The following is a 15,570-nucleotide window of genomic DNA, read 5'->3' on the forward strand; positions in this document are numbered from 1 at the left end:
GGCTAAAGGGTTGAAACAGTAAGCTCGCTCGCCAGCAGGCTGAGCGACAGGTCGGCGTCGACCGGCTGCCCTCGCAGCCAGCGGACCAGCTGCGAGAGCATCAAGCCCGCCGCAATGCTGGCGGCGTAGATCGTCGACCTCGCCGTGCAGGCGCCCGCCTGGGCCTCGCGCTGCGGAAATAGCGATTGGGAGTAGTGCGCGCGGCTGGCGCCGTCACACGCGGCAAGCACCCGCAGGGTCTCGCCCCGCATCCGCCCGTCGGCCCAGAAGCCGACCAGGCCGCCGCCCCCCCGCCAGATGGCCGCGCGGGCGTCGATGGAATCGACGCAGCAGAAGGCCGCGTCCCCCAGCCGGGTCGCCGGGCGCCAGCGGTCCTGCACGGCGTCGACGTTGACTTCTGGATCGATCGCCAGCACCGCGTCGCGGCAGGCATCCACCTTCCGGCGGCCGATGTCGCCGCGGGCGTACCCCTGGGTGGTCACGTTGCTCGCGTCGACCTTGTCAAAATCCACCAGCCGCAGCCGGCGCACGCCGAGCGACGCCAGCTGCACCGCGACCTGCCTGCCGACGGCGCCGACGCCGACCACGGAAACATCCAGTGCCGCCAGCCTTGCTTGCGGCACCAGCTGCGCCTGCCGCACGAAGCGGTCTTCCTCGGGTTCTGTAAACATCGGGCTCCTTGGGCTTGGTTAGTCTGGGGGGCAGCTCCAGAGCGCTTCCGCGGCCTCGGGGTCGATCCCGAACAGCCGCTCACCCAGCCCCTCCAGGTCATCCCAGTCGGGCTCGGGCTCGACGCAGGCGGCGTACTGGGCGAGCCACGCGGCGTGGTCGCTGCCAGAAAACGGCTCGTCCCACGCGACCCGCACGGGGAGCCGCTGGCTGGCGCCCGGGCCGGCGCTGACCCCCAGCCGGGCGTACCAGCTCCCGCCGCGGGCCAGGATCGCCATCACGGCCCAGTCGGCCGGCCCGAACACCCGGGCAAACGTCTCTTCGTCGGTGCCGCTGGGGTGGGGCGAGGCGCCGGGGTGGGTGTGGAACCAGATCCGGCCGAACTGTTGGGGGCTAAGCCCGGCGTCGGCCTGCTGGTCGAAGTAGTCTGCCACCGCGGCGTCGTCAAACGCTACGCTCACCGCGCTGCACGCCTGCCGGACCGGCGTTACGTCCCGCACCAAGAGCAGGTCCTGGGGGTCCGAGACGCCGAAGCAGCCGATCTCGGTCGGGCCCGCGTCACGCAAGAACCTGAGCTTGGCCCACGCGTGGGGCGTCAGCCGCAGCGACCGCCGCCGCTGCGGCTGGGGGCGCCTCGTCTTCTGACTCTTTCTCTGCAGTACACGCATCACAAACTCCGTCGGTTAGGCATTGGTAGCAGCAGGTCCTCTCGCAGTCGCTACAGGATTCCAGACACGCCCGGCAGTGTGGCTCGCCGCAGCCCGAGCACTCCCCGCGGCAGCCGTGGCAGAGGCCCTCGCCGCAGCCCTCGCAGGCGCCCGAGCAGCCGTCGCACACCTCGGCGTCGCAGCGTCCGCACAGCGACCGGTCCTCGTCGTCGACCAGCACGCCGCAGTCGCTGCAGGGGGTCCCGTGCCAGCGGTCGAGGTCGACGTAAGCGCTCGACGCGTTGTAGGTCTGCAGGATCTGGCGGACGATCAGCACGTAGTCGTACAGCCGCCCCTCGAGGGCGGCCGCCTGCAGCACGGGGCCCCCCTCCCCTTCGCACAGCCGGTCCTCGACGACGTGCGGGTGGGTGACGCTGGCGTTGGACCCCGGGGCGTGCGGCTCCATCGCGATGACCAGCAGCTGGGGCTGGTCGCCGCCGAGCGTGCTCCAATCGAGCGACAGCAAGAACGGGCCGAGAGCGACCCCCTCGAGCGTGATCGGTCCGGTCGCGACCAGCAGCCGCCGCTGCGGGAGGTTGATCTCGAGCTGCGGGAACTCTTCGTCGATGGCGAGCAGGTCGCGGTAGAGGCCCCCGAGCGTTGGCGCCTGGCACACCCGCCGCTCGCGGCACAGGCGCTCGGCCTGTGAGGTGGCCGTGACGGCCAGGTCGCGCAGCGCCCGCTCGAGCCGCGGGCGGAGCCGCCTCGAAGCCGCGCGGTAGTGATGGCGGCAGGCGTGCCGCATCATGCGCGTGAGCCGCGCGACGGCGTCGAGCGGCAGCGGCTCCGCGGGCAGCGGCAGGACGTCTTGGCGGCGGGCGTAGGTCTCGGCGATCGCCGAGGCGGCCCGCCACAACATCTTCTGGCGTGGGTTCATCGGATGGCCGCTTCGCGGCGGGGCTGGGGGCTAGGGGCTGGGTAGGCAGTGGCCAGCAAGCAGGCATCCGTGCCCGCCGCTGACCGCTAATGACTAATACCTAAGACCTAACGCCTTCCTTAGGCCCCTTCGATCTTCACCGGCGTGAAGCTGATGCGGTCCCCTTCTTCGAGGACCTGGTCCGCCGGCGCCGGCAAGCGGTTGACGCGGATCAGGTAGTTCTCGGGCCGCGGGTCGCGGACCTGCCGCTCGAACAGCTTGCGGACCGACGTGCCGGGCTCGATGTGCACGTAGTCGGCGAAGCCGGCGCCGTCGTTGTTGATGACGAGGATTTTCACTATTGGACTCGGGGGTTGGGGGATTGCCGCGGACGCGGTGTGTCGCTGCGCGACGGGGCTGGGGACGGGGACGGGGGGCTAGGGGTTGGCGACTGGGAAAGGCGTCGACTCGGCACCCATCACTCATCACTCATCACTCATCACTCATCACTCATCACTCACAACTCACAACTCACAACTCACAACTCACAACTCCGGCGTAGCGGGCTTGCCAGGCGTCGTCCCAGTCGAGGTAGCTCTCGTGGGCGATGTCGGCGGCGAGCGGGTTCACATCCTCGAAGTCGTAGGCCTCGTCGAGGACGACCTGCGGCTCGGGGTCGTGGCAGACGTCCAGCGGGGCGGCCAGCGAGAAGCCGAGCCGATCGATCGTGCGGCGTGACTCGCCCGTGGCGTGGGAGACGGCGGACAGCAGCTGGCGGTGGGACATGACGGACCTCCGGTTGGGGAACATGAACAGGGGGAGACTCAGAAGCGATGACGCCGCTTAGAGGCGGCTTCGCAGCAGCCAATCGCGTTCGGCCTGGAGGGCCTCACTTCGATGGGTAAACGGGCCCAAGAGCGGGCCGTCCACAGGAGACAGGTCGGCCAGCCAGCCGCCGAGGGGGTCGGGCTCGACGTGGCTGGCCCGGGCGATGGAGACGCGGCCCAGAGTGGCCAAGTCGAGCGTCTCGTCGTACAGCGTGGTGATCGTCCCCTGAGGTCCGACCACCAAGTGCAACGCTTCCACTAAGAGCCACGCCGCATCACGCGGCGGCGGGGACGGTCGACCAGCAGCGACTCCAGGGACTGGGCGACCCGCCCCAACCCCTCGGCCGCCTGCTCGCGGAGCGAAGTGTGGGTCCGCAGCCCCTCGGGCCGCACGCCGGCCAGCACGGCCTCGGCCTCTTCGACCAGCTCATCCAGCTCGCCAGAAGTGCTGAGCCGCAGGCAGCGGAACCGCTCGAAGAACGCCTGCAGGTTCTCGACCGCCGAGTCGCGGAACACCTTCGGCTTGCCGTCGGCCTGGCCCTCCAGCCGCTCGGCCAGGTGGCTCACCAGCCGCTGCAGCTCTTCGCCAAACGCCTGCTCGGCCAGCGCGACCGCTTCTTCGAAGCGTGCCCGCGTGCGCTCGCACTCCCGCTGGTACAGCTCGGGTGACAAACGACGCAGGTACTCAGGCGGCTCGACCGATGGAAAGTCCCACTCGACGGCGAACAGCCCCGCCAGGCGCTCCGGGTAGTCGCCCGACTCAAACAGTTCTCCTAGGCGGCGGCGGGCCGAGTCCCGCAGCTCGCCATAGACCTCGTCCAGCTCCTGCACCGCTTCACGCAGCTCTTCGCGGTAGCCTTCGAACCGATGCTGCAGCGTCTCGACATCGCCGCGACGCACCAGCCGGACCCCCGGCTCGGGGAACGGCAGCGAGACCCCCTTCCAGTAGGCGACCGCTTGGCTGCGGACCGCGGAAACGCCGCGGTACTTGGGGTGCCGGGTGTCGAGCAGCTTCTTGCCGGCCGACAGAGAGTCGCCGGCGGCGCCGAACGCCTCGGCCGCCAGCGCCTTCTGGTCGGCCGAGAGGGTCTTCTTGGCGCCGAACCAGGTGAACGACAATCGTACCGCGGCCGTCTCCAGACGCAGCCGCTCTGGGGGCGAGGGAGGGGGCGCCTCGACGTGGTTGGGAGGCGGGGCTTCGAGTAGTACAGACATAGAGACTCCTTGGTGATGGGTGATCCTCGGGTGGTGGCTGGGGGAAGCTGATCGCTGAAAGCTCAGAACCAACAGCTGACGGCTAGTCAGGGCGTCAGCCCGCGACGTTCCAAGAAGCTGGCGAGCTCCATGCAGACTTCCGCTGACGCCCACTGCTTGTGGCAGTCCCAGTGGTGCTCTCCCGCGTCGTCGGAGTCACCCTGGAGCTGCTGGATGGCTTCCCACTGATCGAGATTGAAGATGGCGTTTAAGCACCCGCCCGGCGGCGGATTGCCGCCCGCACGATCCCAGAAAAGGCGGCCGCCGACGCATTACTTGTTGCCGCCGCAGCGCTGGGTGGCGTAGGCTACCTGTTGACCTTGCACTGTCGCCAGTTTGCTAACGCCCATGAACTCCCTCGCATCGACGCGTTGCTCAATGCGGAGGGCTTCGGGCGCCTGCTGATCTGTACTCCTGCTGAATTCTTCGGGTCCCGCGACGATGCCATCGAATCCGGTTCTTGACGAACTGCATGAAACGCGTCGCAAGCTTCTCGCGGACGCGGGTGGCACCCTTGAGGGGCTTGCTCGCCGCTGGGGCGGACCCAAATCACAAGAACAACTCGGACGAATCCCCCATTGATACCGCCGCGACTATCGGTGATGGCACGCTTAGAACAAGAATGGCGAAGGGCTAGCGAATCGCTCAACCGGAGCTGCATCTGGACTTCCCGATAGTGCGTCGGCTTCATCGCCCGAAGCGGCTTTGGGTGGCCCGGAAACCTGCAGCGGTGGACATCTCTTCCCTCAGATCCGGCACCGGCCAAATTGCCGCTGATGGACCAGCCGACGTGCGTGCTGGCCGGCGCCAACTCGCAGCGGTGTCCCGACCCGGCTGACACCGCCCGCAGTTCGGCATCGAACTTGGCCATGCCGGCTGATGCGATCGCGGTCCGTTGGCCATTCGGCACTCCGACGGAGGAGAGCTGCACCGCCGCAGGTTCGAGGATGGCGTCCGAGCGGGAGGTGATACACCTAAGCGACCGTACGGTCCGCTCGATATGCAGCGGTGTAGGGACCTCAGGAGCGTCGAGGCGATCCAAGGGCACTTGACCAAGCCGCCTAACAAATGGCCGCTTAGCAGCCCGTTGAAAAATACCACTCCCCCGACCAACCCCTTGGCGCTAAACTGCGTCGCCGACGAAAGCGTGACTTGAGCAGGAGCGAAGCGATGGGGATGGGAAGGCGAGAGCGGGATCGGCAGGACGTGTTGTTCGTGACGGCAGAGCAGCTGCCCAAGAGTCAGGGGCACGCGTTCTACAAGCGGCTCAATAGGCTGCTTTCCGAGGCGGGCTTCGACCGCGAGGTCGAGAAGCTGTGCGAGCCGTACTACCAGCCGACCGGCACGCGTGGGCGGCCGTCGGTCCCGCCGGGAGTCTACTTCCGGATGTTGATGGTGGGTTACTTCGAGGGGATCGGTTCACAGCGGGGCATCGCGTGGCGGTGCGCCGACAGCCTCAGCCTGCGGGAGTTCCTGGGCGTTCCGCTGACCGAGGCGACCCCCGATCACTCGACGCTCAGCCGGGTCCGCGACCGCCTGCCGCTGGAAGTCCACCAGGAAGTGTTCCGACTGGTGCTGCAACTGGCGGCGCAGCAGGGGCTGCTAAAAGGCAAGACGGTAGCGGTCGATTCGACTACCCTTGAAGCCGATGCGGCGATGAAGAGTCCGCCTTCGGCGGATGCGGCGCGACACAGGCGAGGACTGGAAGGCGTACGTCATTGGCTTGATGAAGAAGGAAGGAGTGATCGAAAAAGAAGACGAGCCGAGCGACGACGAGGTCCGCCGCTTCGATAAGAAGCGGAAGAACAAGAAGGTCTCGAACGCCGAGTGGGTCAGCACGACCGACCCGAGCGCACGGATCACCAAGCTCAAGGACGGCCGCACGCATTTGGCGTACAAGGCGGAGCACGTGGTCGATATCGATACGGAGCTGATCTTGGCGGCAGAGGTCTATCACGGCGACCACAGCGACACGAAGACCCTCTGCGACAGTGTGATGGAGGCGCAGACGCACCTGTCAGAGGCTGGGCTGGAAGCGCAGATCGAAGAAGCGGTTGCCGACAAGGGCTACCACGCTGCCGAGCAGCTGGAACTGGTCACGTCGGTCGGGGTGCGGACGTATGTGCCGGAGCCCAAGCGCCGCGGCGAGTCGCGTCTGAGCGCCAAGCCAGTCGAGCAGCAGCGCGCGGTGAAGGGTAACCGCCGGCGGACCAAGACCGCCAAGAACAAACGGCTCCAGCGGCTGAGGAGTGAACGGGTCGAGCGCAGCTTCGCCCACGTGTGCGACACCGGCGGGTCACGCCGCACATGGCTGCGGGGGATCGACAAGGTGAGGAAGCGGTTACTGACGTCGGCGCTGGTGCGGAACCTGGGCCTGGTAATGCGGAAGCTGTTCGGGATCGGCACGCCGAGGGGCCTGCAGGGCGAAGGTGGCTCCGCCGGGCTTATGCAGCTCGCCTGGCTTCTCATCGCGGCGATGAAGAACTTGTGGGACACACATGCTCGCCTGGGAGCCCGGCCTACAGAGTCACGCCTCCAACTGCTCACAGTTGGCGGGCCGCAGGAGTATGCGCTTAGATCAACGGGCTGCTAGCCGCCGGGGCTGACGGTACAGCGGGTGGGCGAGCGAAAGTAGGCGCCGACGCTCGGACGAGCCAAGGACGCTGGCGCCCCCGGTCGGCCTACAGCGGCTGGTTCTACCGCGCGTGTTCAGTGGAACGTCCTTAACACGACGAGCGGCTCGGTTCCGTCCCACTGCCAGCGCGTGGCGAGGTAGCAGTACTCGTCCGGGAACGCCGTGAGGTCGAAGGACTCCTCGGCTGGGTCCGCTAAGTGCGGTCGGATTTCCGACTTCCAGAAGTCGAACGCCTCTGCCACCGGGACCCACTGCGGTGGGGCCGCCGTCTCGGCGACGACGAACTGGACTGGACCGAGGCGGAGGAGGTCGCGAATCTCGCCCTCATTCAGGTCGGCCTCGCGCTCAGTAGCGACCGTCTCATTCTCATCGTTCCAGACCTCGCGGAGTGGTAAGGCCGTGATGACGAGGTTGTAGCCGGTTCGTTTCGGCACAGCGGGAGCGCGGTAGAACGACACGCATCACCGCGGTCGCGGCGAGTGATGCTCGACTTGGAAAAACGGCCGACCCGCGACTCCGGTGCATGCGATTGTTACCTCACGATTTCTTGCGTGGACTTGATTATAGCATGTTCGCAATTGGATTCGACCGACGATCCGGCCAATTCGGGAACTCGGGCTTGGTCGGAAACAAGTGAATGAATTGCGGTACTAGTTGAATACCCTCATTCGTCAGCCGACAAGCAGTGAAGGTAGGATAAGCAGGTGTCTCGAAATCGCCGCCGCCTCCGAGTAGTAGCGGTTGTCGCTCAAGCAAATCAATCAGGTCTTTATATCGCGATGAAATCTGCTGGCACAATTCGCCGTCATCATCGTAGAGACCGCTGACGTGTCCGCGATTCGAAAGGCGACTGATGCAATCCTTCGTTGAAATGTCACCAGTGTAGAACAGGGACAATGTCAAAACCTGATCCGAGCAAGATGTCCAACGGTCTTGGTCGAGAGTGCAGCCGCGAAAGTATGCAGCGAGCAACAAAGATCGATCAACCAAGGACAGGTTCATTTTTGCGGCGAATCGTTGGTTTGCGTGAGGTAACGACGGGCATAACCGAGACGCAGTAAACGATTCACCACTTCAAAAAACTCAACTCCGCGTCTTCGGTTCATGCCATGGTTCTGTTGCGATCACTGGTCGACGCTAAACAGCACCGATCGATTGGCAGTCGCCGCCCGACTGAAAAGATCGCGAAGCGCGGAAAAGTACGACCAAGTATACTCGAAATCCTCATCCGACAATGGCATGCCGTAGTCTTCTTGGTCGATAGCATCGTAGCGAGATCGGAATTCGGATTCGCTGAGCGGTGCGATTGCCTCGGAGACCTGTTTGACGTTCGGGACATCGACGAAAGAGACAACGTAATCATCCCCGACGTACATCTGTGAACCGTTGAGGACACACCAATGGAATGGCGTTGAGTCATCTTCCGAGAGCGTGCCGTCTGTGAGGCAGCGGTGTATGGCGTCCCATGCCTTGTCAGTTTCGCACAGCCACTCCGTGTCCCATTGTTCTTCGATGTCCTCTTGGATGAACTCGATGACGTCGCCCTGTGATTCAACGAGTGCAAGCAACTGGTTGCGTTGCTCGTCAGTCAGGGCAAAGTGGACACCACGGCAGGCCATCGTTATTCCTTTAGCAACAGAACAATAAATGTACAGAAGCAATTCTGCCTAACCCAATATGCAGACACGCTCAGTGTCGCCGTAAATCCGGTCGTCCGCAAGCTTTTTCGCCTGACGATCCGACCGGTCCGCTGCATATGCAGAAACGGCCTGGATGCTCAGCCAAGTCGCAGCGGTGGAAATCGCTTCGTTCCGATCAGGCACCGGCCAAGTTGCCCGAAATGCATCAGTTGATGCGCGTACTGCCCGGCGCCAACTCGCAGCGGTGTCCCGACCCGGCTGACACCGCCCGCAGTTCGGCATCGAGCTTGGCCGTGCTGGCTGATGCGATCGCGGTCAGTTGTCGAGTCGGCACTCCGACGGAGGAGAGCTGCACCGCCGCGGGTTCAAGGAGGGCCCGAAACCGCGAGAATGGCCCAAGTTCGAGGGGTGGCTGCGTCGCAGAACCAGCCCAGAACGTCCCCACGCTACGCTCGTGTCGTTCTTCCTTGGCGGTGCGCGGTGTGGCGCCGCCGTTGGAGAATCGATGAGGCAATAATTAGGAGAATCGTCGCCGTCTTGGGTTCTGGAACGGCAACACTCTCCGAAAGACCGGCGGGCAGCAACACGGCGCCGAAATTCGACCGCCAAGTCTGGTACTGTTCGCCACCAATCAATCCTCCATCGACATCGTTGGGGAGCGTACCCGCCGGCGCCCCGAGGTTGTCGCGCCACACGGTGTAGTCCGCCGCGTCGACTACCCATCGTTGTTGTAGTCGCCGGCGAGGGTGGCGGGACTAGCGAGGGTGTTGGCGACGAAGATGCCTTGGGACCCGTCGGTGAAGCCGGCTCGAAAAGCGACCTGGCCAGCGTCGTTGAAGCTGGTGGGTCGGCCGTCTTCGCCGCCGGAGTTGGTGACCAGCGAGAGGTCGGAGATGGTGCGCAAGTCCGGGCTGAGCGGGTCGTTGCTGACATCGAAGAGGTTGCCCTCGCGGACGATTAGTTGCAGCAGGCCATCGAGGTCGGTCGCCCAGATGCCGGAATTGTTCGCACCGGTCACCCCCGCGCCGGTAAGAAAACCGAGGAACGCCGTCTGTCCCAAGCCGTTGAGCACGGGTTTGCTGTTGAAGGCTTCGAGGCTGTTGAAGATCACGCCGGGGGCCGCACCCGGGGCTTGGCTGCCCTCGCGGGCAACCAGGGCCAAGCCCGACCCGCCCGCCTCGGACCAGATGCCTTCGTTGTTTGCGTGAGTCACTCCCGCGCCGGTGAGGCCGCCGATGAACGCGGTCTGCCCCACGCTGTTGAGCAAAGGACTCTCAAAGCTGATGAAGCTCACGCCGGCGGTCGTGCCCGGGGCATGGCTGCCCTTACGGGCGACCAGGGCTAGGCCCGATCCACCTCCCTCGGACCAAATGCCAGTGTCGTTCGCGCCGGTGACCTCCACGCCGGTGAGGCCGCCGATGAACGCGGTCTGCCCTCTGTCGTTGAGCGCAGGGATGCTGGAGGTGAAGTCTCCGAAGTTTACGTCGGCGATCATACCCGGAGCTTGGCTGCCCTCGCGGGCAACTGGGGCTAGGCCCGACTCGACCCCCTCGGACCAGATGCTGCTGTCGTTCGCGCTGGTAACCCCCGTGCCGGTAAGGCCGCTGACGAACGCGGTCTGCCCGGCGCCGTTGAGGGCGGGGATGCTGATATTTACGAAATTCACGCCGGCGGCCATTCCCGGGGCTTGGCTGCCTGCGCGTGCGACGAGTGCCAGGCCTAACCCGCCGCCATCAGACCAGATGCCCAAATTGTTCACGCGGGTCATTCCCGGGCCAGAGATCACGCCGTGAAACGCGGTCTGCCCTGCACCATTGAGCATTGGTTCGTTGAAAGAGTTGAACTTGACGCCGGCAGCCGTGCCCGGCGCTTGGCCGCCCTCGCGGGCGATCAGGGCTAGGCCCGACCCACCCCCCTCAGACCAGATGCCGCGGTCGTCCGCCGTCGTCACCCCCGCGCCGTTGAGGAAACCGCGGAACGAGGTCTGCCCCCCGCTATTGAGCACGGGGGTGTTGAAGCTTCCGAAGCTCACGGCCCCGGTCGTGCCCGGGGCTGGATTGCCCTTGCGGGCAACCAGGGCCAGGCCCGATCCGCCCCCCTCGGACCAGATGCCGCTGGCATTCAAGCCATTCACCCCCACGCCGATGAGTTCGCCCCTGAACGCGGTCTGCCCCGCGCTGTTGATCACGGGGGCGCTGTCCAAGTCGCTGAAGTGCACGCCGGTCCCCAGCCCCGGGCCCAGCGGGCCATCGGTGCCGGCCAGGGCGCGAGTCTCAAAGATGAGCTGGGCCGAGGCGACTGGAGGCATTCCAGGGAGAAATCCACCGGCAGCCACGATAAGGGGAAGCATCACGGTACGATTCATCCGCGGCTACTCCGTATCACGCTGAAGGGTTCCTGAGGTTGCTCGAGTATAGCCGAGCGACCCGCACGCGTGGGTAACGCCGGCGTAAAGTTCTTGGGTAGAAATCACGAGAAGGGCGTGGGCCCAGCCCGCGTAGGATGCATGATCTTCGGCGGCCTGGAGGCTCAGCCAAAGTCACGGGGGCGGACAGCCAGGGCGATCGCACCATAACTCACCTCCCGCACAGGACTTCCAGCCGATACTGGTCGCTCCATGCGGCCGCGAGGCGTTTGTTCTTGACGCCCAGCTTGCGTGAGGTGTTGTTCTTGAGCAGGCTCAGCGCTGTCCTGCGCAGCAGGCTGAAGTTGGCGTCGGCGTGGCCTTTGCGGATGCGGCATTGGTCTTCGCCGAAGGTGACGTCTAGTTGCCAGTGCAACGCGTTCTCGATCGCCCAGTGGCCACGGACCGCGTCGGCGAACTTTTGGCCGCTGAGGTAGCGGCTGGCGATGTAGTAGCGGGTGTCGTGCGTCTGCGTTCCGTCGGCGTGGGTCGTGATGCGGCACGCCAGGCCGATCGCCTTGAGCCCGCGCCACTTGCTCCCCTCGTCGAACCCGTCCGGAAGCTTCGCTAAGTAGTAGTAGCGATCGTCCTGCCGGCCGTGCCCCTTCTCGTGCGACTCGGAGCGGCGGCAATCGATGCCGCTGCAATCGTCTTCGAGGTGGGCGGCGAAGAAGCCCTTGATCGCTGTGTGCAGCTTGGGCTGGTTCCCCTTGACCGCCAGCACGTAGTCCCCCCCTCCCACGACGATCTGCTCGGCGATCTCCCGCTGGCAGCCCATCGCATCGATCGTCACCAAACACCCCTGGATTTCTAGGATATCCAGCAGCTTGGGAATGGCCGTGATCTCGTTGCTCTTCGCGTCGGTGACCACCTGCCCCAGCGCGATGTGATTGGCCGACGCCCACGCGCTGACCATGTGGATCGGCGCCTTGCTGCTCGCCGCGTCGAAGCTCCTCCGTAAGGTCTTGCCGTCGATCGCGATCACCTGCCCTTCGGTCACCTCGTGCAACGCCGTGATGAAGCTCAGCAGGCACTTCTCGAACTCCGCCGGCTTGATCGCCGCGAAGACCGCGTTGAAGCGGTCGTGCGAGGGGACCCCACTGCTCATGTCCAAGAATCTCGCCAGCCAATCCTTCTTCTCCCGCGACCAGTCGGCGATCGCCACGAAGTCGTCCGCCCCGCTCAGCACCGCGCACAACGCCATCGCCACGATGTTCACCAGCGGGTAGGTCACCTCACGCCGACGCGGGTCGGTGAGGCCCTCGAAATGCTCCGCAATCCGCACGCTCGCCTTGGCGCCCATGCCCATCCCTCCAGGTCCCGCCGGCCGCCAGGCAACACCTGCTGCCATTCCAAACGCCGGCTTGCCTAGAGGGTCGCATATTGCCTAGCTTGGCGCAATCGCCGTGGGCGGACAGCACTTCGATCAGATCTGGCTCCGCCGAAGTCGCAGCGAGTTGTCCACTCACGGCGCGTTGGACAGTCGCCATATCCGCAGAAGTCTTCCTTCGGCAACGACACTGCTGCACTTCTGCCGTCGCTCCCAGGCGATCAGGCTGATGCGCCTACGGTCAGCTGGGCAGTCGGCAACCCGGCGGAAGAGAGCTGCACCGACGCGGGTTGCGCCGGATCATAGACGGCGTCGGATGCGGCATCCGCCCAGCGAGGGTGAGTCCCGCACACCCGCAAGCACCCCAGACTACTGGTCCATCCGGGTTTCTTGTGGGTAGAAGGATTCCGACCTCCGCTCCTGCTCCAACAAAGGGGGCGCCCCTCCGTCGCCGCTCTCGCATCGGCCGCAGTAGGGGTGACGGCCGATGCGAGAGCGACGACGAAGGGGCTAGCGACCGCTCTGATGCGAAAAACCCTGTGCGCAAAGTCCCGCGAGCCCCTTCCTCCTTCACCGTCGCATCGGCCTCGCCCCGCTCCCCAGGGCCGATGCGACGGGGAAGGAGGGAGGGGCGGCCCCTTTCTTCGAGCCCGAGCTGAGGCTTTCTACCCACAAGAAACCCGGATGGACCAGACTACTTTGGTAGCCTAGCGTTCTGCTACTATGCTCAGGGTCTACTATGCGGTAGCCCACGACAACGCACGATAAACGGCCCTCACTCCAATGACATTACCTGCCACCGTGACGAAACTGAAAAGATCGCTTTCCGAGAACGCACGTGAAATTCGAGCGATCTTGGTCGTGGCTTGCCTCACTCTTGCGTGCGGCGTGGCGCGAAGTGCATCGCTACCTTTGCCGCATTATATCGTAAGTGACTACCACGGAGACCAGATACGACGATATGACGCCGTCACTGGGAACTACATAGACACGCTAGCCGAGATTCCGAACGCTGCCGAAATGGTGGTCGGCCCTGACGGCTTTCTCTATGTGAGCGATTTTCAAGGACGGAGGATTCACAGAGTAAATATGGATACAGGTGCATCAACGGTCTTCATCGAGGGAGGAACTCTCGCGAATCCTAGAGGCATCATCTTCGGTCCGAATGGGAACCTATTCGCCCGAGGATCCGATCAGATTAATGAGTACGATAGCGGTACCGGCGCTTTCCTTGGAGCATTCACTTCAGGCCCGGCAATGGAGGCGCCGATTGCCTTTCGCTTTGGACCCGACGGGACCCTATACGTCGTTCGAGGCTACTCTCCAGGCGACCACACGGTAGTGAAGTTTGATTCTACTGGTCAATACGTCGCGGAGTTCGGCGCCGCTTACATCCACAAGCCTCAGAATATTGTGCTTGGGCCAGATGGCGATCTATATGTTGCCAACCAGCAGTCGCCCACAGATCTGGACATTGTGCAATTCGATGGACGGACGGGCGCGTTCATTAGGACCGTCGTTAGCGATCCTCTAATGAGCAATCCACTTGGGCTCTACTTTCGCAATGATGGCAGCCTGCTCGTGGCCAGCGGTGATCAAAGGATTCGAACGTACGACGTTCAGACAGGTGCTTATACCGGTGATTTCGTCAATGATCCACAACTGGTGTTTGCGTCAAGCCTTTTACTAGTCCCAGAACCGAGCGGCGTCGCGATTCTTCTCATTGGATTGGGTGTGGTGATCAGACGTCGCCGTTAGATTTGGGCGCCATTGTTGGCCTGCATCGGATTCATCGACCGCGGGCCCGAACGACATTCTGCCGGGCGCCTTTGTCGCCCGCCAAGTCGGTGCAGGCTTCGGCGTTTCACGCCGTCGTTGAACAGCGTAGGCTGGGACCATCCTGACCGCTCCAGAAGAAGAATGGTCGCATCTGTAGAATCTCTGGCGAAGGCCGTATGTCTTTCTTCTCAAAACCGCCGAGGATTCCTCCCCAGAAGGCGATCGGTATCGGGGTGGTTTGCATATCCCTTGGGACACTACTGGGCTCGAATCCAGTTTCGGGGGTGCTGATCGGTGGAGGGATCGGAGCCGTCGCGATGGGATTCTGGGACTTCCTCCGTCTTAGCTGTATGACTTGGTTTCGCACATCACGGTCGGCTAAGCTGTGGAAAGAAACGGAAAGCTGTAATCACGCAGAGGCCGCATCTGAAGACTTGTAGCGTCGGCGACCAGTCGGACCGTTGAGATTCGTATGGGAGATCGATTGGCAAGTGACGCCGCTCGGTAATTCCAACGTTTACAGCCTGGTCAGCTGCCGGTAGAAACTGCTTCGGCATCTTCGTTCGTCGCAGTCTTGGATGGCCCCAGAAACTGCGGCCGGTTGGACATCACCTCCTTCAGATTCGGCTCGGACCAAGCTGCCGGAAACGGACCAGTCGACCCGCGTGCGGGCCAGCATCAACTCGCAGCGGTGTGCCGACCCGGCACACACCGCCCGCAGGTCGGAATCGACCTCGATCGTGCTGGCTGATGCGCCCTCGGTCAGCTAGCCGGTCGGCACCCCGAAGGAGGTGAGCTGCACCGACGCGGGGTTGGCGACCTCCCGAAAGTGCAGAGTGGTTTCAGGACCGACGCAGTTTGGCGGGAGCGCTTCGCCACCAAGAGCGACGCCCCCTACCGCGGAGGCTTCTTTCTGATGAACCTAGTGGCTACCCGGAGTGTCATGCGGTTCCTCGACAACTCAAATCAGGAGGAACGCGATGATCGTTAGAAAATACGAAAGCCGGGATTTGGAAGCTGTTCTTTCTTCATGGGAGCAGGCAGCGCGGCTGGCCCACCCATTTTTAGCCGAGGAGTTTCTGGCTCAAGAACGCAAGAATCTTCCAGAGTTGTATTTGCCTAACGCAGAAACATGGGTGGCCGAGATTGACGGAGCCGCTGTGGGTTTTGTGGCCCTTATTGGCAACGAGATCGGCGGATTATTCTTGCTTCCTTCTCACCACGGGAAAGGGATTGGCCGAGCACTCGTTGACAAAGCCAGGGAAGTGCGTGGCACGCTTGAAGTCGAGGTGTTCTCAAGGAACTCAATAGGCCGACGCTTCTACGCAAATTGCGGCTTCGAAGAGATCGGCGAGAGCATCCACGAGCCGACGAGGCAGAAGGTGCTCCGCCTACGATGTTCTGCCGGCGATTAGGAACGGCCTGTCATGGTCACGTCGTTCAACGCCGACTTCCGAGCAATTCTTCGT

Annotated in this window: 16 protein-coding genes; 5 read left to right on the forward strand and 11 right to left on the reverse strand. The window is 63.8% G+C overall.

Annotated features, from left to right (window positions below):
• Positions 1-2 precede the first annotated feature (2 nt).
• The 7 genes from Pla175_RS13935 to Pla175_RS13965 form a co-directional block, all read right to left on the reverse strand.
• Positions 3-671, reverse strand: a complete 669-nt coding sequence (locus Pla175_RS13935; protein ID WP_145285964.1) for a ThiF family adenylyltransferase — start codon at positions 669-671, stop codon at positions 3-5.
• Positions 672-689: 18 nt separating this feature from the next.
• The gene (locus tag Pla175_RS13940; protein WP_197526819.1) at positions 690-1,235 is read right to left on the reverse strand and encodes a hypothetical protein; all 546 of its coding nucleotides are present in this window, start codon (positions 1,233-1,235) and stop codon (positions 690-692) included.
• Complete coding sequence (locus Pla175_RS13945; RefSeq protein ID WP_145285971.1) at positions 1,228-2,253, reverse strand: hypothetical protein; 1,026 nt, start codon at positions 2,251-2,253, stop codon at positions 1,228-1,230. Before Pla175_RS13945 ends, Pla175_RS13940 begins: the two co-directional genes overlap by 8 nt.
• Before the next feature lie 119 nt (positions 2,254-2,372).
• Entirely contained in the window at positions 2,373-2,591 is a 219-nt protein-coding gene (locus tag Pla175_RS13950; protein WP_145282364.1) for a molybdopterin converting factor, read from the reverse strand.
• A 172-nt stretch (positions 2,592-2,763) separates the two neighbouring features.
• On the reverse strand, positions 2,764-3,018 hold the full coding sequence (locus Pla175_RS13955; RefSeq protein ID WP_145285974.1) for a hypothetical protein: 255 nt from the start codon (positions 3,016-3,018) through the stop codon (positions 2,764-2,766).
• Positions 3,019-3,075: 57 nt separating this feature from the next.
• Positions 3,076-3,318, reverse strand: a complete 243-nt coding sequence (locus tag Pla175_RS13960) for a hypothetical protein (protein WP_231953895.1) — start codon at positions 3,316-3,318, stop codon at positions 3,076-3,078.
• Entirely contained in the window at positions 3,318-4,274 is a 957-nt protein-coding gene (locus Pla175_RS13965; RefSeq protein ID WP_145285977.1) for a hypothetical protein, read from the reverse strand. Before Pla175_RS13965 ends, Pla175_RS13960 begins: the two co-directional genes overlap by 1 nt.
• A gap of 1,191 nt (positions 4,275-5,465) precedes the next feature.
• Here Pla175_RS13965 and Pla175_RS13970 point away from each other — a divergent pair.
• Positions 5,466-6,107 carry a transposase gene (locus Pla175_RS13970; protein WP_145285980.1) on the forward strand — a complete coding sequence of 214 codons (642 nt, stop codon included), beginning with the start codon at positions 5,466-5,468 and terminating at the stop codon, positions 6,105-6,107.
• Complete coding sequence (locus tag Pla175_RS13975) at positions 6,040-6,906, forward strand: transposase (protein ID WP_197526820.1); 867 nt, start codon at positions 6,040-6,042, stop codon at positions 6,904-6,906. Before Pla175_RS13970 ends, Pla175_RS13975 begins: the two co-directional genes overlap by 68 nt.
• A gap of 116 nt (positions 6,907-7,022) precedes the next feature.
• Here Pla175_RS13975 and Pla175_RS13980 read toward each other — a convergent pair whose 3' ends face one another.
• From Pla175_RS13980 to Pla175_RS13995, 4 genes are all read right to left on the reverse strand, one after another.
• Positions 7,023-7,382, reverse strand: coding sequence for a hypothetical protein (locus Pla175_RS13980; protein WP_145285988.1), 360 nt, complete (start codon positions 7,380-7,382; stop codon positions 7,023-7,025).
• 690 nt (positions 7,383-8,072) lie between these two features.
• On the reverse strand, positions 8,073-8,567 hold the full coding sequence (locus Pla175_RS13985) for a YfbM family protein (RefSeq protein ID WP_145285992.1): 495 nt from the start codon (positions 8,565-8,567) through the stop codon (positions 8,073-8,075).
• A 736-nt stretch (positions 8,568-9,303) separates the two neighbouring features.
• Positions 9,304-10,896: a DUF7453 family protein gene (locus tag Pla175_RS13990; protein ID WP_145285996.1), complete on the reverse strand. Its 1,593-nt coding sequence runs from the start codon at positions 10,894-10,896 to the stop codon at positions 9,304-9,306.
• Positions 10,897-11,164: 268 nt separating this feature from the next.
• Positions 11,165-12,295 (reverse strand): ISAs1 family transposase, encoded by a 1,131-nt coding sequence (locus Pla175_RS13995; protein WP_145284379.1) that lies wholly within the window; start codon positions 12,293-12,295, stop codon positions 11,165-11,167.
• A gap of 810 nt (positions 12,296-13,105) precedes the next feature.
• On the opposite strand from Pla175_RS13995, the gene Pla175_RS14000 reads away from it, so the two are divergent.
• The 3 genes from Pla175_RS14000 to Pla175_RS14010 all read left to right on the forward strand — a co-directional run bounded on the left by Pla175_RS14000 (position 13,106) and on the right by Pla175_RS14010 (position 15,516).
• The gene (locus tag Pla175_RS14000) at positions 13,106-14,080 is read left to right on the forward strand and encodes a PEP-CTERM sorting domain-containing protein (protein WP_145286001.1); all 975 of its coding nucleotides are present in this window, start codon (positions 13,106-13,108) and stop codon (positions 14,078-14,080) included.
• Between the two features lie 599 nt (positions 14,081-14,679).
• A complete protein-coding gene (locus Pla175_RS14005; RefSeq protein ID WP_145286005.1) occupies positions 14,680-14,871 on the forward strand; it encodes a hypothetical protein in 192 nt (63 codons plus the stop codon).
• Positions 14,872-15,081: 210 nt separating this feature from the next.
• Complete coding sequence (locus tag Pla175_RS14010; RefSeq protein ID WP_145286009.1) at positions 15,082-15,516, forward strand: GNAT family N-acetyltransferase; 435 nt, start codon at positions 15,082-15,084, stop codon at positions 15,514-15,516.
• Positions 15,517-15,570 lie beyond the last annotated feature (54 nt).

The organism is Pirellulimonas nuda (assembly GCF_007750855.1).
In the GTDB taxonomy this organism is placed as follows: domain Bacteria; phylum Planctomycetota; class Planctomycetia; order Pirellulales; family Lacipirellulaceae; genus Pirellulimonas; species Pirellulimonas nuda.

Excerpts from the sequence above, each read along its gene's own strand:
- Pla175_RS13935 (WP_145285964.1), bottom strand. The coding sequence starts at position 671 with ATGTTTACAGAACCCGAGGAAGACCGCTTCGTGCGGCAGGCGCAGCTG.
- Pla175_RS13945 (WP_145285971.1), bottom strand. The coding sequence starts at position 2,253 with ATGAACCCACGCCAGAAGATGTTGTGGCGGGCCGCCTCGGCGATCGCC.
- Pla175_RS13955 (WP_145285974.1), bottom strand. The coding sequence starts at position 3,018 with ATGTCCCACCGCCAGCTGCTGTCCGCCGTCTCCCACGCCACGGGCGAG.
- Pla175_RS13965 (WP_145285977.1), bottom strand. The coding sequence starts at position 4,274 with ATGTCTGTACTACTCGAAGCCCCGCCTCCCAACCACGTCGAGGCGCCC.
- Pla175_RS13975 (WP_197526820.1), top strand. The coding sequence starts at position 6,040 with ATGAAGAAGGAAGGAGTGATCGAAAAAGAAGACGAGCCGAGCGACGAC.
- Pla175_RS13985 (WP_145285992.1), bottom strand. The coding sequence starts at position 8,567 with ATGGCCTGCCGTGGTGTCCACTTTGCCCTGACTGACGAGCAACGCAAC.
- Pla175_RS13990 (WP_145285996.1), bottom strand. The coding sequence starts at position 10,896 with ATGCCTCCAGTCGCCTCGGCCCAGCTCATCTTTGAGACTCGCGCCCTG.
- Pla175_RS13995 (WP_145284379.1), bottom strand. The coding sequence starts at position 12,295 with ATGGGCGCCAAGGCGAGCGTGCGGATTGCGGAGCATTTCGAGGGCCTC.
- Pla175_RS14000 (WP_145286001.1), top strand. The coding sequence starts at position 13,106 with ATGACATTACCTGCCACCGTGACGAAACTGAAAAGATCGCTTTCCGAG.
- Pla175_RS14005 (WP_145286005.1), top strand. The coding sequence starts at position 14,680 with ATGGCCCCAGAAACTGCGGCCGGTTGGACATCACCTCCTTCAGATTCG.
- Pla175_RS14010 (WP_145286009.1), top strand. The coding sequence starts at position 15,082 with ATGATCGTTAGAAAATACGAAAGCCGGGATTTGGAAGCTGTTCTTTCT.